Genomic DNA, 19,834 nt, shown 5'->3' on the forward strand with positions numbered 1-19,834 from the left:
ATAAGGTGGTAGGGCGTAAAAGTAATCGCCATTCTACGAGATGCGCTAGCCGTCAGCTACCGGCGTAACTGAACAGCTTTTGGCGGCGTCTATGCTGGCTTGAGGCTGTGCAGCTGGTTCATGGCTTTGGCCCAGTCTCCCGCGAGCGCTAGCGGCAGGGTGGTGACACACTCGTCCATGGCGCGAACAATGGCCTCGTGTTCGGCCTTGCCGGGACGCCCCAGTACATAATTAGTGACTTGGCGTGCCTCGCCGGGGTGGCCAATGCCAATTCGTACCCGGTGAAACTGCTTCTGGCCGCCTAGTGCGCTAATAATATCGCGCAGGCCATTGTGGCCTCCATGCCCGCCACCGGTTTTGTAGCGTGCTTGGCCGGGGGGGAGGTCGAGCTCGTCGTGGGCGACCAGTAGGTTTTCAGGGGCAAGTTTGAAAAACTGGCACAAGGCTGCCACCGCGGCGCCACTGCGATTCATAAAGGTGGCAGGGTTGAGCAGGTGCAGTTCATGGTCGCCTAGGCGTACCTTGGCGTAGTGGCCGAAAAATTTCTTTTCCGGTCGTAGCTCTGCATGGGCGCTCTGCGCAATAGCCTCTACCAGCCAGAAACCGGCGTTATGGCGCGTGGCTTCATATTCCGCTCCGGGGTTGCCTAATCCAATAATGGCTGTTACCTGGCTCATCTTCCCACCTCGCACAAAATATTCAGAAGACCAAAACTATCCAGAAGACTAAAACAATCCAGAAAACATGGTTGACGCCGCGCCAGCGACGGCCCTAAAAAAAATCAAGCGCCGAGGCGCTTGATTCTAACATCGTGTCAGCATCACAAGGGCCATGCAGGCATGGCCCCCATAAGATGCTTAACGGGATACTTACTCGGCGCTGCTGTCTTCTTCGCCTTCGCTTTCACCATCTTCATCTTCTGCATCAGCACGCACTTTTACTTTCGTGATGCTGAGTACTGCATTGTCGTGCTCTTCACCGTGGGACAGGTCAACTGAGGTGACGCCGGCCGGTAGGGTAAGGTCAGACAGGTGCAGTGTCGTGCCAAGCTCAACGGCAGCGATGTCGACTTCGATAAAGTCAGGCAGGTCTTTCGGCAAGCAGCTGATCGCCACTTCGTTGGCCAGTACGTGCAGTTCGCCGCCTTGGTCTTTGATACCGACACACTTCTCTTCGCCCGTCACGTGCAGTGGCACGTTGATGGTGATTTCGTGAGTCGCATCAACGCGCAGGAAGTCGGCGTGGGTCAGCAACGGCTTGAAAGGGTGACGCTGCAGGTCACGAACAACGACTTGCTCTTCTTTACCTTCGATCATCAGTTTGATGACGGAAGAGAAGAAAGACTCATCTTCAATCGCTTTGTAGAAAGCGGTTTTTTCAACAGCGATGGACTGCGCGCCTTTTTCGCCACCGTATACAACGGCCGGCACTTGCTGGTTCGCACGACGCAGGCGGCGGCTCGCACCTTTCCCCAGGTCGTTACGAACGCTGGCTTTCAGGATAAAATCAGACATGGAATTGCCTCTTAGTTTAAGTAAGGAAGACGCCGCCGACCGCGACCAGACGACGACGTTTCCGTGGCCCCAAAAGGGGGCTGTATCGTCAGCGGATTAGTGGAACATCGCGCTGACAGATTCTTCGTTGCTGACCCGGCGAATCGCTTCTGCGATCAGTCCAGCAACGCTCAACTGGCGAATTTTTCCGCTACGACGGGCAACGTCAGATAACGGGATGGTGTCGGTCACCACCACTTCATCCAGTACGGAGTTGGTAATATTATCGACTGCAGGGCCGGACAGGATCGGGTGTGTCGCATAGGCCACCACGCGCTTGGCGCCGTGATCTTTTAACGCTTCACCGGCTTTACACAGCGTGCCTGCGGTGTCGATCATGTCGTCGACTACGACACAGGTGCGGCCCTCAATCTCGCCGATGATATGCATCACCTGGGCCTGGTTGGCCTGAGGGCGACGCTTATCGATAATGGCGAGATCGGCATTCAGCTGTTTGGCGATGGCACGGGCGCGAACAACGCCGCCCACGTCAGGGGAAACAACGACGAGGTCGCTGTAATTCTGACGCTCGATATCATCCAGCAGAATGGGAGAGCCGTAGACGTTGTCGACAGGAACATCAAAGAAGCCCTGGATCTGATCAGCATGTAGATCCATGGTCATCACGCGGTCAACGCCTGCTTTAACCATCATGTCCGCCACTACTTTGGCGGAAATCGGTACCCGTGCGGAGCGCACGCGGCGATCCTGGCGAGCATAACCAAAGTAGGGAAGTACCGCCGTGATGCGAGTTGCCGAGGCGCGACGCAGTGCGTCGACCATCAGGATCAACTCCATCAGATTGTCGTTTGTCGGTGCACAGGTGGATTGTAGAATGAAGACATCCTTACCGCGCACGTTCTCATTGATCTCGACTGCGATTTCGCCGTCGCTGAATTGACCCACCGTAGCGTTACCCATACGGCTATCTAAGCTCTCGGCAATTTTTTGAGCGAGTGCGGGATTGGCGTTCCCGGCGAAAACCATCAATTTTGACACGCGCAGCCACCTTTGCAGTGTTGGGGATCAGGGGTAAAAACGCAGGCCATTGTTGGGTTGGCTGGGGTACCAGGATTCGAACCTGGGAATGCCGCTACCAAAAAGCGGTGCCTTACCACTTGGCGATACCCCAGCAATAACCTAACGCGCTGACCGGGCGCTTTTAACTGCCCAGAGCGGGACTGTAAATAGCCCAGAGCGGAACTATAAATAGCCCAGAGCATCATGTAGGGGAGAGGTGTTGAGTCCGCGTGCTACCCATGCCGGCCAATGTTGTCCCGCTAATTGCGCGATTGCTTGTGCCGATTGCTGTGTATCGAAAGCAGCAAATAGACAAGCCCCCGTGCCGGTCAACCGACTAGGTGCGTGCTGTGCAAGCCAGTTCAGGGCTTCCGCAATTGGCGGATAGCGTTCCTTTACCACGGCCTCACAGTCATTGCGCCACTCCGGCGCTCCCCCCTGCAGTGCGCGCGCCATAGTAATGGGGCGGCTGTCACGTGTCAATTGCGGGTCTTGGAAGACGCCTGACGTAGACACACTAATACCCGGGTGAATAATCACAAACCAAGGGGTATCAAGCGTCACCGGGGTAAGCCGTTCGCCAACGCCTTCGCCCCAGGCGCTATGGCCATGTACGAATACCGGCACATCGGCCCCCAACTGAAGCCCCAGGCGAGCTAGTTCGACTAACGGTAGATTGAGCTGCCAGAGGTGGTTGAGCCCCACTAATGCGGTGGCTGCGTTGGAACTGCCACCCCCTAAACCGCCTCCCATCGGCAACTGCTTATCGATCGTAAGCGTAGCGCCTAGTGCAGTGCCGCTATGCTGTTGCAATAACCGTGCGGCGCGTACGATCAAATTGTCATCGTGGCTAACGCCGCTAACCTCACTGGTTAACTGAATTTCCCCGTCATCGCGGGGGGCCAACGTAAGGTGGTCGCACAGGTCGATAAACTGAAATAGCGTTTGCAGTGCGTGGTAGCCGTCTTCACGACGGCCCACTATATGCAGCATGCGGTTAAGCTTGGCCGGCGCGGGAAGCGTTAATGGCGCGTTCATTGAAACGGTTACCTTTACTCTTCGCTAGCTTGCCACTGGTTGACGACCAGCGTAATACGCACATCATCGTAGTGCATGACCATGCGCCGTGGCAGCCATAAATCGTCGACTTTCTCCCAGTCGCGGTAGTCGATTTCCCAGCCGTCTTGGGTAAGATGGCTAGGAAAGCCCAGTTCGTCGGTTTCTAGCTGATAACTGCCGGTATTGTCATTATCAGGATCACCGGGCAGGCCGCGCACCCAGTTGGGCATAGCGGTGACGGGGAGTGACCAGCCCAACTGCTCTTCCATAAGCGCTTCTGGGGTTTCTGCCTCAAAGCGGCCGTCGCTATTGGAGAGGGAGAAACGTCCCTCGCGCCCCTCAAGCACGTTGCGTCCGCCGCCAAAGGGCCCGCTGATCAGCATACGGAAATAGTAGGGGGTTTGATTCCAGTCCAGGTTGGCGCTGACGTTCTCTTCTGGGGTGCGCAATCCTGCCTTGCCGACCAGCGTCCAGGTATCGAATGCTTCTACATCGGCCTGCTGGCGCTCCCACTGACCTGCCTGGCGGCCATTTTCATCCATGGGAGCCTGGGAGGCACACCCGGCGAGCAAGAGAAGCGCGAAGCCGGCAAGCCAGAGGCGCGAAGTGTGACGTGTCAATGGCCAGCGGGGCGAGGGGGACGTCAGTGTCAACATAAACAGGCTCCATGTCAGGTGGTTATAGCGCAAGGGTAACATGATGGGGGCGCTTAAAATGGGGTTCGCAGGGTTAGGGTGCCTCTGGCGGCGTTAGTTCAGGACTTATTTAAGGACTGAGCTCAGGGCTTAGCTCAGGATAACGCTCGAGTAGCCCGTCGATCAGTGGGTGTTGGTTCGTCCGCTGCATGATTTGCTGAATCAACTGGCGCGCTTCTTCATCACGCCCCAGTGCATTTAGCACTTCGGCCAGATGCGCAGCGACCTCCTGGTCAGGTAGCTGCATATAGGCGCTTTCAAGCCAGGGCAGCGCTTCTTCAGGTTCGCCAAGGCGGAAGTAGACCCAGCCCATGCTATCGAGCACGGCAGGGTTGTCCGGATCAGCCTCGTAGGCACGCTCAATCAGCTCAAACGCCTCTTGCAAGCGCCCTGGCAAGTTAAGGTCGGCCAGTGTGTAGCCCAGCGCATTGAGCGCTTCGGCATTGTCTGGGTCGGTGCGCAGTATCTGACGTAAATCCTGCTCCATACCCGCGATGTCACCTGCTTCCCAGCGCCGCATGGCACGCATATAAAGCAGCGATGCGTCATCAGGTGTACGGCTAATTTCGCGGTCTAATAGCGCATCAGCATCCGCAGGCTGATTTATTTCGTCCAGCAACTGCACTTCGAGCATCACCAATTCAGTAAAGTAATTATCAAAGCGCATCCGTTCAATGCGTAGGAAGGCGCGAGCATCCAGCAGGCGATCTTCCTCAATCAGCATTTGCGCGGCCGCCGCGCGAGCGGGCAAAAATTCACTGCCCTCGCTGACTTGGCGATAATAGAGCAGCGCATTATCGATATCGCCTTGCTCTTGGGTGATGGCGCCAAGTAGGTAATAGGCTAAATCTGGCACGTTAGGTTGGCCAATCAGCGGCTGCAGCAAGCGTTGCGCGGGTTCGGGGTGCCCCTCTTCCAGATAAAGCTGGGCTAGCGATAAGCGCAGATCTTCATTGCCTGCATGGCTCTCTAGCAGAGCGTTGGTTTGCACTTCAGCCGCGCTAATATTGTTAAGGCGGATTTCTGCTTGAGCCAGTAGCAGGATAAACCGCACATCGTCAGGGGCGAGTTCAAGGCCCTGTTGGGCAGCGCGTTGAGCGGCAGGGTAATCCTCAACCTCCAGTGCCAAGCGAGCTTTCACCAACCATAACGCAGCAGATTCGGGGTCGAGCAACTCGACTTGATCAAGCCGCCGCTGGGCAAGCGTTGTATCACCCAGGGCGGCCTCAATCAGTGCCGTGCCCAACAGTACATCGCTGTGATGGGGCAGTTGGTCAGCGTTTGGGCGGGCTAAATGCTCACGCAACTGCTGGGCGATTAACGTTAATGGTGCCTCTTCAGCCACCGCGATCTCTGCAAAGGCGGTGATATCGCCATGGCCGCCAGCTTCAACAATCGCAATGCGCTGCTCAAGGCTGTCGAGCCAATCACCACGCTGCAGTGAAAAGGCTGCCAGCAGACGATTGGGTGCTTCTGCCTGGGGGGCAAGCTCTCGCCAGCGAAGTGCCGAGGCTTCGACTAATGAAGCTTCATCGCCAAAGCGGGCCGCGAAGGTGGCGCGCTCAGCAAGCGCTGGCTCGTGATAGCGCTTAGCCGCTTCCAGGTAGCCCTGGCTCGCGTAGCGATAGTCGCCACGCTGGCCAGCAAGCTCAGCGCCCAGCAGCGTACTGAGCCCCGCGGCATCCAGCCCGCGGGTTATTGGCGGCGCATTGCGCATTGGGTCATCGGCCCAGGTGCCGAGGTGGCTATCCTGAGGGCTGGGCGTAGATTGGCAAGCGCTCAGCAGCAGAGCAGCAGAAGCGGCCAAAGGTAATCGCATCGAATGCCGGAACATAGCGCTCACTAGTGAGAAGCCCGAACAGGTAGAGCCCTTTAAACCAGGGCCCAATAAAGAAAAGCGAGGTCGCATGCGTCTCTCGATTAAGTGGCCAGATGCCCAGCATAGCGGCTTGCCTGCCTGCGGCAAAGTGGTGTGGGCCAGATGATAGCCTGCTGTGATAGAATGTTCCTCCTTGAAAAAGTGGTCAGCAAACTTTATGCCTACTTATTAAAGACTATTGTAGGCAGCTTACAGATATTTGTAGGCAGCGCCGAACCACGCTAAAGACTTGTTTTAGCAAGCCCTAATTGACGGTGCAGCCGCTTATCATCACGACGGCTGCCAAAAAGTCCGACACACTAGCGAAGACGCATAACGCATGACGCTTCTTGCCCTGGGAATAAATCATCGTACCGCCAGCGTGGCCGTGCGTGAGCAGGTGGCTTTTACGCCAACGCAGCTTGAAACCGCATTGGCTGAATTGCGTAACCTGCCACAAATCAGTGAAGCGGCGGTGCTTTCTACCTGCAACCGCACGGAGCTTTACTGTGTCACGGATGCGGCTGGCGAGCAGGCAGTACTCAATTGGCTCGGACGCTTTCATAACTTACGCGTCGATGAGCTGATGCGCTGTGCCTACCACTATCTAGACAACGATGCAGCGCGCCATTTAATGCGCGTAGCGGTTGGCCTGGATTCCATGGTGCTGGGCGAGCCGCAGATTCTGGGGCAGTTGAAGGATGCCTATCAGCAGGCGCGCCAATCCAAGGGCTTGGGTGGCGAGCTTGAACGCCTGTTCCAGCATACCTTTGCGGTGGCCAAACAGGTGCGCACCGAAACCGGCATCGGTAAAAACCCCGTTTCAGTGGCTTACGCTGCCGTCAGTATGGCCAGCCGCATTTTCGATGACTTTAGCCGTTCTCGGGCGTTGCTAATAGGCGCCGGTGAAACTATTGAATTAGTTGCGCGCCATCTAAATGAGGCGGGGGTCCGAGAGCTTACGGTTGCTAACCGCACCCGGGAACGCGCTGAGTTGGTCGCCGGCCCTCTGGGAGGAACGGCGATCACCCTGCAAGAGATTCCTGACGCTCTCGAGAACGCCGATATTGTGATCTCTTCCACCGCGTCCCCGCTGCCTATACTTGGTAAAGGCATGGTTGAGCGCGCGCTCAAAAAACGTCGCCATCGGCCGGTATTTATGGTCGATATCGCGGTGCCTCGGGATATTGAGCCCGAAGTGGGCGAATTAGCGGATGTGTTTCTTTACACCGTGGATGACCTGGAAGAGGTTATCCAGGAAAATCGCCGTCATCGCCAGGTTGCCGCTGACCAAGCCGAGTCGCTGATCGAACACGGGGTGGGTAGTTGGCAGCATGAGCGGCGTATTCGTAATGGTGGTGAACTGATCCGCGACTACCGCCAGCATGGTGAAGCGCTGCGCGATCTTTCCCGCGACCAAGCGTTGGAGCGGCTGGCACGAGGTGAAGATCCAGCTAAAGTCATTGAGCGCTTGGCGCATCAATTGACTAACCGTTTGCTCCACCAGCCCACCCAGGCCATACGCGATGCAGCGTCTGAAGAGCACCACGATTTACTCAACGCCGCTCCGCGCCTGCTGTTGCCCACTAAGCCTGCTTTTGAGACTACACCAGCGCCCCCGGTTAACCGCCAGAAGGATGATACGCCCGCATGAAAGAGACTCTGCGCCAACGCTTAGACAGCTTTACCGAACGCTTTGAAGAGCTGGCGATGCTGCTGTCGGATCCCGACGTGATCAATAACCAGCAACGCTTTCGCGATTATTCGCGTGAGTATGCTGAGTTAGAGGAGCTGGTGGCGGCCTGGCAGCGCTATCGTGATATTGAAACCAATATGCACGAAGCCGAGCAGCTTAGCCGCGATAGCGACGCGGACATGCGCGAGTTGGCGGAGATGGAGCTAAGCGAAGGGCGGGAGCGGTTAGCCGAGCTGGATATCGAGCTGAAGCGCCTGCTGGTGCCTAAAGACCCTGATGATGGCCGTGGGGTGTTTCTGGAAGTGCGTGCTGGTACCGGCGGCGACGAAGCGGCAATTTTTGCCGGTGACCTGTTTCGCATGTACTCCCGCTACGCTGAAAAACGTGGTTGGCGGGTCGAGGTGGTGAGCGCCAGTCATGGCGAGCAGGGCGGCTACAAAGAGATCATTTCCCGCGTCAAAGGCGATGGTGTTTACGCCCAGCTGAAATTTGAATCCGGCGCTCACCGGGTACAGCGCGTCCCTGCGACCGAATCCCAGGGCCGCATTCACACCTCTGCTTGCACCGTCGCAGTGATGCCTGAAGTCGATGACGTGGGCGATATCGATATCAATCCTTCGGATCTGCGCGTGGATACCTACCGCTCCAGCGGCGCCGGTGGTCAGCACGTTAACACCACGGACTCTGCGATCCGCATTACTCACCTGCCTACCGGCGTGGTGGTGGAGTGTCAGGAAGAGCGCAGTCAGCATAAAAACCGTGCCAAAGCGATGTCGCTGCTGGCCGCGAAGTTGAAGCGTAACGCCGTCGATAGCCAGCGTCAGACGCAAGCAGATGCACGCCGTTCTCTAGTGGGTTCGGGGGATCGCAGTGAGCGTATCCGCACCTATAATTTCCCCCAGGGGCGGATTACCGACCATCGCATTAATTTGACGCTTTATAAACTCAATGAAGTGGTCAGCGGCGAGCAGTTGGATGACGTGATTAGCCCGCTGATTCACGAGTATCAAGCGGAACAGCTCTCAGCCCTTCAGGATGTCTAATGACCCTTGATGCGCTGTTGAAACAGGCTGCCCAACGTTTGCAGGCGGCGGGTTCCAGCTCGCCGCGTATCGACGCTGAAGTGCTGTTATGCCACGTGCTCGGGCGTGATCGCACTTGGCTCTACACCTGGGGCGATAAAATATGCTCCTTATGGGAGCAGGCCCGTTTCGATGCGCTCATCGCTGCACGTTCCCAGGGCACTCCGGTTGCCTACCTTACCGGGGAACGCGAATTTTGGGGGCTGCGCTTAGCCACCTCACCTGATACGTTGATACCCAGGCCTGATACTGAAACCCTGGTTGAGCTTGCCCTAAAGCGGGCGACGCTCCCCTCAGGCCGGCTGCTCGATCTTGGCACGGGAACGGGTGCCATTGCCCTGGCATTTGCCAGCGAACAACCTCACTGGCAGGTAGTGGGGGTGGATCTGCGCTTTGAGGCGGTCGCGTTGGCAAACCGTAACGCGCGCTCGTTAGGCATATCCAATGCTAGGTTTTTACAGAGTGATTGGTTTGCTGCTTTGGAAACGTGTGCGGATGCAGATAAGCAGTTCAATATTATCGTCAGTAATCCCCCATATATTGCCGCCGATGATCCTCATCTAGCCGAAGGCGATGTGCGTTTTGAGCCACGCTCAGCGCTGGTTGCTAACGCCTGCGGCATGGCGGATTTGCTGCATTTGGTAAACTCCGCGCAGCGCTATCTAGCGGCTTCTGGTTGGTTGCTGCTAGAGCACGGCTATAAACAGGCCGAAATGGTGCGCGAGGCGCTTGAGCGCGCTGGCTATAAAAACGTTGAAAGTGCTCGTGACCTGGGGGGGCATGAACGGGTTACCCTGGGGCACCTTTAATAACTGCCTGATTCATCAGTATTGGATCCTGCCATGAAACCAAAAAATAGAACGCTGGACCGTATCGACCTTAAAATCCTGCGCTGCTTGCAGGAAAATGCGCGTATTTCTTACGTCGATTTAGCTTCGGAAGTGGGTTTATCCACAACCCCTTGCCTTGAACGCGTTAAGCGTTTGGAGAAAGCGGGTATTATTCGTGGTTACCAAGCCATTCTTGACCCGCGGGCTTTGAAGGCCAATTTATTAGTTTTTGTCGAGATCAGCTTAGAAACGCAATCGCCAGCGGTCTTTGATGAGTTTCGCCGTGCCGTCGAGAAGCTACCGCAGATTCAGGAGTGCCACCTTGTCTCGGGTCAGTTCGACTACATCTTGAAGTGCCGCATTCCCGAAATGGCCGCTTACCGCCAGCTATTGGGCGATGTGGTGTTAACGCTACCGGGCGTGAAAGAGTCGAAAAGCTACGTGGTGATGGAAGAGGTCAAAGAGAGCTTCAATTTACACATTCCTGCCTTTGAGGAATTTGAGGATAAGTAAGCCGATGATGGATGACCAGGCGCTGCTGCGCTATAGCCGTCAGATCATGCTGCCCGAGGTGGATTTCGAGGGCCAAGAGCGCCTGCAATCTGCCCATGCAGTGATTATTGGGGCCGGCGGTTTGGGCTCTCCGGCAGCGCTCTATTTAGCTGCTGCTGGGGTCGGGCGCATCACCATTGCCGATGCCGATCATGTCGAGCTTTCCAATCTTCAACGGCAAATTGCCCATCAGCAGTCCAGTATTGGTTTAAATAAAGCGCACTCTGCCCAGGCCAGCATGTGCGCACTCAATCCCCACTGCCAAGTGGTTGCGTTAGACCAACATGTTGAAGGCGAATCGCTTGAGCGGTTAGTCGCTTCGGCGGATGTGGTGCTCGACTGTACCGACCGTTTCTCAAGCCGCTATGCGGTGAATGCGGCGTCCCAAAAAGCAGGTGTGCCGCTGGTATCGGGTGCGGCAATTCGCTTTTCAGGTCAGTTGGCAGTCTTTGACCCACGCAATGCCGAGTGTCCCTGCTACGCCTGCCTCTATCCGCCCGACGAAAGTGGCGATGAAGCGCTAAGCTGCTCAGAAAGTGGCGTCATGGCGCCACTGGTGGGCTTGATCGGCTGCTTTCAGGCGGTTGAAGCCTTTAAGCTGCTTAGTGGCGCAGGTTCTGCCCACCAAGGCCTCTCTACCTTTGATGGTTTAAGCGGCCAATGGCGGCACTTCCTAGTGCCTCGCGATCCCGCTTGCCCAGTGTGCGCTCAGCGTCTCTGATGTGCTGAAAGCGACTTAATCGTTAGCTTTTGCTTCTGTTGTGTCATGCTCTGCGGCGTTCGCACTCGTGGTTGAATGCTTTTCAACGGTTGCTTTTGGCGAGGTTTTAGTCATGCTGCCGATAGCGTCGCTAAAGGCACTTTTCAGCACATCGTTGTCGGGGTTCATATCGATACTGCCGTGGAAAACGCTGCCATCTTCAAGTACCAGGCAGGGGGCAACAATAGTGCCTGAAACCTGGGCTCCCTTATGAATGGTTGCGCGGTGGTGTGCCACCAGGTTTCCGGTTACCTCGCCTGATATATGCAGTGTGTGAGCAAATACATCGCCGTTGATATAGCCATTGGCACCTAGCGTCACGGTGTGTTGTTTACAGGTGATAATGCCGCTTACGCGTCCCTCTACTGTCAAATCCTCATCGCTATTAATGTCTCCCTCCACTTGCGTATGACCCCCAATAACGGAGAGGCTTGGTCGTGCACTGCTGGTTGGCGTGCCTAGTGTTGCTGATGAGCGTGTATCAGGTGGCGTTAGCGCCGCAGCCTTATTCTCAGGTGGGGCATTCTTGGCTTTGTTAAACATAGGGTGGCTCCTAGTGAATGACGCCAGAGCGCCTTTGGGGTGCGTGGTATTGAGCATTGAATACCTTAATCGGCTTGTTACTGTCTCAAAGCCTGGAGTTAAGCCAAGTGAGTGGGCTTATTCACGCCGCCGCAATATAAAAGAGCGAGTATAACGTTAGCTGGGGCAACCACATCTAAAGCGGCAGGAAGCGGTATGGGCATTCAAGTATGGTTTATTGTGCTGGGCGTTGGCGTAATGACGCTGATCGTATGGGATGGCAAGCGCCGTAAGCTAAAACAGCGCGCTTTAAGCGCCGCAGGGAGACCACACAAAGCGCCTGCAGTGGATTCCGCTTCCATCTCAGAACACCCCTTTGAAGCAATGTCGCCACCTGAAGAAGCCTCCGCTGTGACGTCTCCCGCCATCCAGTGCATGCCAGGTGGCAGCCGAATTGGGTCAGCCACTCATATTTTAGGCAAAGTGATCGCCGATGAGCCTGTGCTCATTAAGGGCCGTTTGGAGGGGACTCTTATTGCGCCTAATCATCCTGTCTCTGTGACTGCCTCTGGCCACGTCGCATCGTATCTTGAAGGCAACAGTGTCGATATTGACGGAAAAATGGTCGGTACGCTTAAAGCCAACACTAAAGCCACACTGCTGTCTCGGGCGCGTATTCAGGGGATAGTCGAGGCGCCTAGCCTAGAGTGCATGGCGGGCGCTTGGCTCCAGGTGGATGTGGCTAAGAAGGTCAACCTACACAAAATTGCCATGGTGTCTTAACCGCTAGCTGCTACATCTGTCACGCTATTTATTATACCAACGTCTAGATTCGCTCTGCAGTGCTTCAGTTGGTTTTAACCTGGCCGATACCTAATTAAATGACTTATAAACGAAAAAGGGATCAACGGGATGAAGCACCTCTCTATTAAATGGAGCCTGACTGCTGCGTTAGCCTTGCTGGTGCTTATGATTGGGTTGATCAGTGGTCTTGGTTTTTTTGCTAATCACAATAGCTCTCAGGCGCTTGAAGAACTGACGGCTACCAACGTGCGGCTGACGAATTTAGCCAACCGCACGCAAGTCAATGCACTCAGAGCACAAACGTTTTTAGACCGCTCGGCAAGTTTTAGCACTCAGGGTAATCCAGAAAAGGGGCAGGAGAGCCTTGCCATGGCTGCAGAGGCGGTAGCTGAGGCAGAGGCACGTTTTAATGAGTTTCGTGCTGTGCCAATCAATCCTGAAGGCACACTTGCACCCCACCGTGATGCGATTATCAGCGCTTACAATGCCTTTGTGACAGAGGGCATTTCGCCACTGCTCGAGGCCGCCCCTTTCCAAATCCAGCGCAGGCAAGAGGAACTGGGAGTATTAAGCGCCGAGCTGGATCTGGCCATGAGCGGTTTTATTGCTTATACCGAAGAGCGTGGCGCTAGCGTTCTTCAGCAGGTCAATCGCTTGGCGACGACTATTGGCGTCATTGCGATTACCCTTTTAGTGATTTCACTGGTGGCCGTGGTGGTCATTCGGTGGGCAATGATGCGTAGCGTTGTAAGGCCCCTTCGGCGTGCCAGTGAGCATTTTGCACGGATTGCTGATGGTGATCTGACAGGTCAAATTGAAGATCGGGGCCGTAATGAAATTGGTCAGTTGTTCGGTGGCCTGGCGGCCATGCAGGAGAAGTTAAAACAGCTGGTGATAGCATTGAGAGGCAGTAGCGAACAGGTCTTCAGCGGGGCGGGTGATATCTCTGCGGGAAGCCAGGATCTCTCTTCACGAACCGAGCAGCAGGCCTCCGCGCTTCAGCAAACCGCTTCCAGCATGGAGGAGATGTCGACGACGGTAAGTAAAAATGCTGAAACGGCCGAAGAAGCGGATCAGCTCTCGGTGGCGGCGTCACAGTCGGCGGAGACAGGTGGTGAAGAGGTGGAGCGCACGGTGCAACTCATGCGTGAGATTGCAGCCAGTGCGAGCCAGGTAAACGATATTATCGGTGTGATTGACTCTATTGCCTTCCAAACCAATATTTTAGCGCTCAATGCATCGGTTGAAGCCGCACGTGCAGGCGAACAAGGTCGTGGCTTTGCCGTGGTGGCCAGTGAAGTTCGCTCACTAGCGACGCGAAGTGCTGACTCGGCCAAAGAGATTCGTAGCCTGATCGAGCAGACCACCACGAAGATTAACGGCGGCGCTGAACAAGCGGAGCGCAGTGGACAGACGATTTATCAAACAGTGGATGCGATTCGTCAAGTCACCACTCTGATGGGCGAAATTTCGACCGCGACGCGGGAGCAGAATAGTGGCATTGAGCAGATTAACGCTGCTCTTACTGAAATGGATTCGGTCACTCAGCAAAACGCAGCGCTGGTGCAACAAACCAGCTCGGCGGCTAGCGCTCTAGAGGGGCAGGCCCGTGAGCTGGCCGACTTGATGGCTACCTTCCGCATTGATGAGAGTGCTACCAGCGCTGTTGCGCTGACGCATAAGGGCACTACTCAGCAGCAACAAGTTGACGGTCGTATTGAGCCAGCGCCACGCCAGCAGGCGACGCAAAGTAAAAAAGAGGCCGTCGATGAATGGGATGAGTTCTAGGTCTGAATTAACTACAAGCTGCCGATGACAAGCGCACTTATCATCGGCAGCTTTTTTACATCTCAGCACACCTCAGAGGCAGCTATCGCTTACGCGCGAGCAGAAACGCGCAGACGCACATAATCTGCCGTCCAGTTTCCTTGCTCATCGCGTAGGCTGTGGCCCAGCAGCGTCATGGTATTCTCAAGCACGGCATCGCGCACATCCTCGTCGAGCCCATGTAAGAACGGGCTGGCAAACGTCTCAAGCCATCCAATCATGCCGGTGGGCAGCGGAGTCGGGCGTGGGATCAGCTCAATGCTTTCTACTTTGAAACCGACGGTTTCCAGCAGATGGCCATATTCATGGGTGGTCGGGAAATACCACGGATGACGGCCGCGGGCGCTAATGCCCCGAAACTGGAGAGCGGCAATCAGCGCGGTGCAAATAGCGGCGACATTGCCATGACCACCGAACTCAGCCACAAACCGGCCTCCCGGCTTCAATGCACGCTTAACGCCTGCGAGTACCGACTGAGGGTCAAGCATCCAGTGCAGCGCCGCATTGCTAAATACCGCATCAAACTCATGGTCGAAGGGCAATTGGTGGCCATCAACAACGCGAGCGGTAATGCCCCGTTGGCGGGCGGCATTTACCATCTCTTCTGAAGCGTCAACACCGAGAACGTCAGCGCCCAGTTGCACAAGGCGCTCTGTCAAAGAGCCGTCGCCGCAGCCAAGATCCAAAATACGTTCGCCGGCTTGAGGCGCTAACAGCTTGACCACTTCGCTGCCTAGCTTAGGTACAAAATTAGCATTCTGGGCGTAGTCGCTGGCATTCCACTCTTGCCCGGGTGCATTTTGAGGGGTATGGGTCATATCGGCTTCCTGGCGTCGTTATTATTCCGTCAAAATTCAGTTATCAACGTATAGCCATATCAGTATAGCTTGCTGGTGCCTAACTTATTAGATAGCCAATGAAAATCATAATAAATGACTCGCCAGCACTATCTATTTGATAACTTAGATATCGGCCTTGATAAGCAACTTTTAATAGTGGTCTAGTAAAAAAAGCTAGAATGACACCATTTAGCCGCTGGAAGAGGTTGTTAATGAGCCCATCTATGCCTTGCTATAGAGTTAATTCTCCCGTTGGAGTGATTGCCGATACCCACGGTTTGCTGCGTGATGAGGCACTTTGTCTGCTGCAGGGGTGCGAGCTCATTCTTCACTTGGGGGATGTAGGTAGCAAAGAGGCAGATAAAACGATTTTGCAGCGTTTGGAGACACTGGCGCCGGTGCATTGCGTTAAGGGCAATATCGATACGGCGGCGTGGGCGACGAGTTTACCGACACATCAGGACATCATTGTGAACGAGAAGCACCTGCGCCTTGTGCACCGCTTAGAGGATTACGACCCGAGGTTGGCTTGCGATGCACTTCTGCATGGCCACTCCCATAAGCCCCGCAATGAATACCAGGAGGGAATGCTGCTTTTCAACCCAGGTGCGGCGGGAAAGCGGCGATTCAAACTGCCGATTACCCTAGGCAAATTATGGATAGATCAATATGGCGTACGGGGCGCGATCATGCATTTGCTATAGCCATGTTAACGCCATCCGCAATCCTGTCATGTTGTACAAATCTGTTACCCTGTTAGTTAGCTGTTTTAAATAAGCGTTATCAAGATAAGCGAGGTTCCATGAACGACGTTATTAAGCTGCTGAAATCCCACCGTTCGATCCGTAAATTTAGCGACCGGCCGATCCCGAAAGAATTGCTGCTGGAGCTTATCCAAGCCGGGCAGGGGGCAGCGACCTCCAGCCACGTTCAGGCGTATACGGTTATCCATGTAAAAGACCAGGCGAACCGTGAGCAGATAGCAGAACTGGCCGGTGGGCAAGGTTATATTGCCACCTGTGCAGACTTTCTAGTTTTCTGTGCCGATATGAAGCGTCCCACGGAGGCTTCAGAGCGCACCGGTGCAAACGTTGTGCGGGGCATGACCGAGCAACTGTTGGTAGCAACAGTGGATACGGCGTTGATGGCGCAAAATGTGGCAGTGGCGGCTGAGTCCGAAGAGTTGGGGATCTGTTATATTGGTGGTATCCGCAATAATCCCCAGGAGGTTAGCGACCTGCTACGCCTCCCCAAGCACGTGTACCCAGTGTTTGGTATGTGCCTCGGCTATCCGGATCAAGAGCCTGAAGTGAAGCCGCGCTTACCCGTGGAGGCGGTTCTGAAAGAAGACTACTACACTGAAGACGGTGAACAGGTAGAGGCCTTCGATACGGCTATGCAGGCATACTATCGGGCTCGCAGTAGCAGTAATAAAGACACCGACTGGTCCCGCAATCTCAAACCTTTGTTCGATAACAAGCTGCGCCCCCATATGCGCGATTTTTTAATCAAGCGCGGTTTTGAAATGAAATAAAGGGCACTGCACACTGTTTTTAATAGGATTTTTGGAAAAGAGAACGCTCAGTCAATCGGTTGAGGTTCTCTTTTCCTCGCTTTCAGGAGCTTTACCGTATGCGCGTATTTTCAAATCCCGTCGGTTCCGGCTCTCTATGGTTCGATAATCTCGCAACCGCAGATGGTACCCCCGTTGCCTACGACCCTCAGGCCCGGGCCTTTGTGCCAATGCCGCCTTTTTGCATCAATCGTGACGTTATTGGCTGCAACTGGATTGCCCCTAAAGAGGGGGCTTTTTGCCGCGCTTGTGCGATGACAGCACTGGCGCCAGATCCTAGTCTTCCCAACGCTATTCCGAACTGGGCACAAACGGAAGCGGCTAAACGCTGGGTTTTGGATAACCTGGGTCGTTGGCACTGGTTTCGTCCGGAAGACCCAGGCGCTCCGCCGGTTTTCCATCTACTCGCCGAAGGCCCCACGCCTGTGCCGATGGGGCACATTGAAGGGGTGGTGACCATTAGTGTGGCCGAGGTAGACCCCGTGCTGGTTACGACGCGTAGGGAAGCGTTAGAAGAGCCATACCGAACGATGATTGGTCATATGCGCCACGAGATTTCGCACATGCTCTGGTGGCGGCTTAGCTTACGTGAGGATTTTCTGAGTGCCTTTCGCGAGATGTTTGGTGATGAGCGTCAGGATTATCAGGCTGCGCTTCAGCACCACTACCAAAATGGGCCGCCGCCTGATTGGAAAGAGCGCTATTTAACCACTTATGCCTCTGCGCACCCTCATGAAGATTGGGCCGAGACTGCTGCTCACCTGCTGCATTTAACCGATATTGCCGATAGCTTTGCGGCATCAGATCTCTCTTCACCAGAGCTGCCTAGCCATCAATGGGAGCCGTATGCAGAGCCTGATGCAGAGCGCTTGATCTACGTGGCAGCTTCACTCACCGTGGGCGTTAATCATGTTAATCGCTCAATGGGCTTGCCGGATCTTTATCCCTTTGTCCTCTCAGAGACTGCCCGACATAAGCTCGCTTTCGTGCATGATTGGCTACGCCGAGGGGCGCAGGGGTTATGACCTGTATTGGCTACATCGGCAATAGTGAAGAATTTTCGTCATAACCTATACTGCAGTTTAAGGATTTTTCCGTATACCAATAACAATAAAACCGATGGCGATTAGGTTATCGGCTAACCCGCATGGAGACTGCATATGACTCTTGATCGTGCTTACTACCTGCTAGCTGCTTTCTACAGTTTAATAGTGATTATTGGGGTAATTGCTATATTGGCTGGAGGAGGAACGCTGCTTGCCCCCATTCATTTGTTGTTAGGGGCATTGTCGGTGATTGGGCTTTGGGGGTATATCCTCAAGCGCGGGTTTATGAACCCGCGTATGTGGAGGCCTCTGGCCGGTGTGCTGGCAGTGGGTATCGTGATTCAAATGTTCATCATGCTGACAACGGCGCTTTCGAGCGTTTTATTAACCTGGATGCTGACCAGCAGTATTTTTTCGGTCATGCTGGTGATTATGCTCTACCGTTATGGTGACCGAGATCAACCTCTCTGGGCATCTGATGAAGAGCGCACTGCCGCTCGACAGCTAGACGTTTTATTAAGCGATAGCTCTCCATTAACGGCCATTAAGCGTGATGGAAGCCGCGAAAATAGCGTAAAAGTGACTAAATCTAATGGCGGCTATAGAGCAAGCGTGACACGGCGTTCGCAAGAGGGCCAAGAGCGCTTCGAGGAGCGTTTCCAATATCCTGAAACGCTCGTGTTTTTCTTAGAGAAATTCACCAGCGTAACGGTTGATGATTTTAGATGTTCTGCTTCGTTGGATGATCGAGAAAGCGCCGCGGCCACGGTATAGATAAAATATTCAAGTTATTAGTGAGGTACTAACATCTTGAGCTAGCATTTCTTCTAGCTGGAGGGCCAGCGTTTGCTGTATGTGCAAGTAGAGGGGGAGCAATGATTTCTTTAATCCACTCTCTGCTTGTTGCTTATTGATGTAGTAAGCACTTCTTCTTCCATGGAAGTTGATTGTTTCGCCGACTTTGGTGAAGTGAAAGCCTGTCAGAGCAAGAAGTCGGGGCAAGCTAGGTTCCATCATTGCAAAAACTTGAATTTTACCTAGCTGCCTCCCTAAAGCATAGCCGGTGACAAATAGGCTCGTGGCTAGTAGTGGGAAGAGCTGCCTCTCTTCAGTAGAAAAAAAGGTAACATTGTGATTGGTAGTCGAGCTTTCTAAAGAAGTAGAGCTATCTTTAAGTCTTATTCTGAAAAGGCGATTCACAGCCAGTCGTGAGATTTCATAGTAACTGCCTTGGGCAAGTTTGTCGGGATGCAGCTCTGCGTGTGTAAGGCTTTGGCTGCCATAAGATTGTAATGGAAGCTGGTTAAGTGGATGAGGTCTGGAGGCCTGAGGCATAACCACCCGCACGCAGCCTGCCACTAGTCCTGTTCTGCGGTGTTCTATCAAACAATGAATAGAGTTTTGGTCATGGATATCAAATTCGAGTTTTTTTATGGGGTCGCTGGCTTCTTCGTACTCAAGTTCTTCGCAGTAAACATCATGTCTTAAACGATAAGCCAGTTGTTTCTCATGCTCAGTTATGCAGAGTTTGAATTTGAACTCTTGTATGAATCTTGTAATAAATGCCGCTGACGCATCCTTGTTCTTCACTTGCAGTGGTAAAGAGCTCATGTACTATCCCTATTTAAATCCAGAGTTAAGTATAAACGGTATCCATTATTGAGCACTAATTCCACTAAATGCTTCGATGATTTTTATAGGCCTGCCTAAATGAAACCCTTGACCATAAGTTATCCCATAGGCCTTTAGTATTGGCAATAGCGCTTCTTGATCAACGAATTCAGCAATGGTTTGCTTGCCAAAACCTTTAGCGATGTCGGCAATAGCACGAACAATGACGCGGCTGTCAGCGCTAATCAGCAGGCTGCGAATAAAGGAACCATCTATTTTAATATAGTCGACGGGTAACTGCCGTAAGCGAGCCACCAAACCCATCTACTCAAGCTAATTACGCCTCTTCACACTAATGATCTCTTGTTGGTTTTGGAGATCACCATGACCTGTGAACTCAACCCTACCCGCGCCTTTTGGCTGGGTCATCTTTACTGTGCCTCAGCGCAGAACATGCCGTTAAGTGACTACGCCGCTTCCCAGGCGTTAAGCCTCGCTGACCTGCTG

Annotated in this window: 20 protein-coding genes, 1 tRNA gene and 1 pseudogene; 11 read left to right on the forward strand and 11 right to left on the reverse strand. The window is 54.1% G+C overall.

Features of this window, described 5'->3' with window-relative positions; translation table 11 throughout:
• Positions 1–89: 89 nt before the first annotated feature.
• From pth to E0L35_RS18910, 7 genes are all read right to left on the reverse strand, one after another.
• The gene (gene pth, locus E0L35_RS18880) at positions 90–677 is read right to left on the reverse strand and encodes an aminoacyl-tRNA hydrolase (RefSeq protein ID WP_022522562.1); all 588 of its coding nucleotides are present in this window, start codon (positions 675–677) and stop codon (positions 90–92) included.
• A gap of 192 nt (positions 678–869) precedes the next feature.
• Complete coding sequence (locus tag E0L35_RS18885) at positions 870–1,514, reverse strand: 50S ribosomal protein L25/general stress protein Ctc (protein WP_009287568.1); 645 nt, start codon at positions 1,512–1,514, stop codon at positions 870–872.
• A 96-nt stretch (positions 1,515–1,610) separates the two neighbouring features.
• On the reverse strand, positions 1,611–2,552 hold the full coding sequence (locus E0L35_RS18890; RefSeq protein WP_009287569.1) for a ribose-phosphate pyrophosphokinase: 942 nt from the start codon (positions 2,550–2,552) through the stop codon (positions 1,611–1,613).
• 58 nt (positions 2,553–2,610) lie between these two features.
• Positions 2,611–2,685: transfer RNA gene (locus E0L35_RS18895), tRNA-Gln, on the reverse strand.
• A 71-nt stretch (positions 2,686–2,756) separates the two neighbouring features.
• Positions 2,757–3,611 (reverse strand): 4-(cytidine 5'-diphospho)-2-C-methyl-D-erythritol kinase, encoded by an 855-nt coding sequence (gene ispE, locus E0L35_RS18900; protein WP_009287570.1) that lies wholly within the window; start codon positions 3,609–3,611, stop codon positions 2,757–2,759.
• Between the two features lie 14 nt (positions 3,612–3,625).
• Positions 3,626–4,288, reverse strand: a complete 663-nt coding sequence (lolB, locus tag E0L35_RS18905; protein WP_138801120.1) for a lipoprotein insertase outer membrane protein LolB — start codon at positions 4,286–4,288, stop codon at positions 3,626–3,628.
• 109 nt (positions 4,289–4,397) lie between these two features.
• Positions 4,398–6,161, reverse strand: coding sequence for a tetratricopeptide repeat protein (locus E0L35_RS18910; protein ID WP_169331558.1), 1,764 nt, complete (start codon positions 6,159–6,161; stop codon positions 4,398–4,400).
• Between the two features lie 364 nt (positions 6,162–6,525).
• Here E0L35_RS18910 and hemA point away from each other — a divergent pair, with 364 nt between their 5' ends.
• The 5 genes from hemA to moeB are packed head-to-tail and all read left to right on the forward strand — an operon-like array spanning position 6,526 to position 11,066.
• Positions 6,526–7,839: a glutamyl-tRNA reductase gene (gene hemA, locus E0L35_RS18915; RefSeq protein ID WP_009287573.1), complete on the forward strand. Its 1,314-nt coding sequence runs from the start codon at positions 6,526–6,528 to the stop codon at positions 7,837–7,839.
• Complete coding sequence (gene prfA / locus E0L35_RS18920) at positions 7,836–8,924, forward strand: peptide chain release factor 1 (protein ID WP_009287574.1); 1,089 nt, start codon at positions 7,836–7,838, stop codon at positions 8,922–8,924. The genes hemA and prfA overlap by 4 nt, the downstream gene beginning before the upstream one ends.
• On the forward strand, positions 8,924–9,772 hold the full coding sequence (gene prmC / locus E0L35_RS18925; RefSeq protein WP_138801121.1) for a peptide chain release factor N(5)-glutamine methyltransferase: 849 nt from the start codon (positions 8,924–8,926) through the stop codon (positions 9,770–9,772). The genes prfA and prmC overlap by 1 nt, the downstream gene beginning before the upstream one ends.
• A gap of 33 nt (positions 9,773–9,805) precedes the next feature.
• Positions 9,806–10,306 carry an Lrp/AsnC ligand binding domain-containing protein gene (locus tag E0L35_RS18930; protein WP_007113443.1) on the forward strand — a complete coding sequence of 167 codons (501 nt, stop codon included), beginning with the start codon at positions 9,806–9,808 and terminating at the stop codon, positions 10,304–10,306.
• A 4-nt stretch (positions 10,307–10,310) separates the two neighbouring features.
• The gene (gene moeB / locus E0L35_RS18935) at positions 10,311–11,066 is read left to right on the forward strand and encodes a molybdopterin-synthase adenylyltransferase MoeB (protein ID WP_039859611.1); all 756 of its coding nucleotides are present in this window, start codon (positions 10,311–10,313) and stop codon (positions 11,064–11,066) included.
• Between the two features lie 15 nt (positions 11,067–11,081).
• Here moeB and E0L35_RS18940 read toward each other — a convergent pair whose 3' ends face one another.
• Positions 11,082–11,648, reverse strand: a complete 567-nt coding sequence (locus E0L35_RS18940) for a polymer-forming cytoskeletal protein (protein ID WP_035538778.1) — start codon at positions 11,646–11,648, stop codon at positions 11,082–11,084.
• Between the two features lie 195 nt (positions 11,649–11,843).
• Here E0L35_RS18940 and E0L35_RS18945 point away from each other — a divergent pair, with 195 nt between their 5' ends.
• On the forward strand, positions 11,844–12,410 hold the full coding sequence (locus tag E0L35_RS18945) for a polymer-forming cytoskeletal protein (RefSeq protein WP_152419273.1): 567 nt from the start codon (positions 11,844–11,846) through the stop codon (positions 12,408–12,410).
• 129 nt (positions 12,411–12,539) lie between these two features.
• Complete coding sequence (locus tag E0L35_RS18950; RefSeq protein ID WP_138801122.1) at positions 12,540–14,219, forward strand: methyl-accepting chemotaxis protein; 1,680 nt, start codon at positions 12,540–12,542, stop codon at positions 14,217–14,219.
• A gap of 89 nt (positions 14,220–14,308) precedes the next feature.
• Here E0L35_RS18950 and E0L35_RS18955 read toward each other — a convergent pair whose 3' ends face one another.
• Positions 14,309–15,076, reverse strand: coding sequence for a class I SAM-dependent methyltransferase (locus E0L35_RS18955; protein WP_138801123.1), 768 nt, complete (start codon positions 15,074–15,076; stop codon positions 14,309–14,311).
• A gap of 245 nt (positions 15,077–15,321) precedes the next feature.
• Here E0L35_RS18955 and E0L35_RS18960 point away from each other — a divergent pair, with 245 nt between their 5' ends.
• From E0L35_RS18960 to E0L35_RS18975, 4 genes are all read left to right on the forward strand, one after another.
• On the forward strand, positions 15,322–15,801 hold the full coding sequence (locus E0L35_RS18960) for a metallophosphoesterase family protein (RefSeq protein ID WP_027960061.1): 480 nt from the start codon (positions 15,322–15,324) through the stop codon (positions 15,799–15,801).
• 98 nt (positions 15,802–15,899) lie between these two features.
• The gene (nfsA, locus tag E0L35_RS18965; RefSeq protein WP_138801124.1) at positions 15,900–16,631 is read left to right on the forward strand and encodes an oxygen-insensitive NADPH nitroreductase; all 732 of its coding nucleotides are present in this window, start codon (positions 15,900–15,902) and stop codon (positions 16,629–16,631) included.
• Positions 16,632–16,729: 98 nt separating this feature from the next.
• On the forward strand, positions 16,730–17,695 hold the full coding sequence (locus E0L35_RS18970) for a putative zinc-binding metallopeptidase (RefSeq protein ID WP_138801125.1): 966 nt from the start codon (positions 16,730–16,732) through the stop codon (positions 17,693–17,695).
• 135 nt (positions 17,696–17,830) lie between these two features.
• Complete coding sequence (locus E0L35_RS18975; RefSeq protein WP_022522576.1) at positions 17,831–18,490, forward strand: hypothetical protein; 660 nt, start codon at positions 17,831–17,833, stop codon at positions 18,488–18,490.
• Between the two features lie 9 nt (positions 18,491–18,499).
• Here E0L35_RS18975 and E0L35_RS18980 read toward each other — a convergent pair whose 3' ends face one another.
• Together E0L35_RS18980 and E0L35_RS18985 are read right to left on the reverse strand one after the other, a co-directional pair.
• Positions 18,500–19,327, reverse strand: coding sequence for a PEP-CTERM/exosortase system-associated acyltransferase (locus E0L35_RS18980; RefSeq protein ID WP_138801126.1), 828 nt, complete (start codon positions 19,325–19,327; stop codon positions 18,500–18,502).
• 45 nt (positions 19,328–19,372) lie between these two features.
• A pseudogene (locus E0L35_RS18985) lies at positions 19,373–19,627 on the reverse strand (EAL domain-containing protein); the annotation flags it as partial.
• Between the last annotated feature and the right edge of the window lie 207 nt (positions 19,628–19,834).

The organism is Halomonas sp. ATBC28, assembly GCF_005937175.1.
In the GTDB taxonomy this organism is placed as follows: Bacteria; Pseudomonadota; Gammaproteobacteria; order Pseudomonadales; family Halomonadaceae; genus Vreelandella; species Vreelandella titanicae.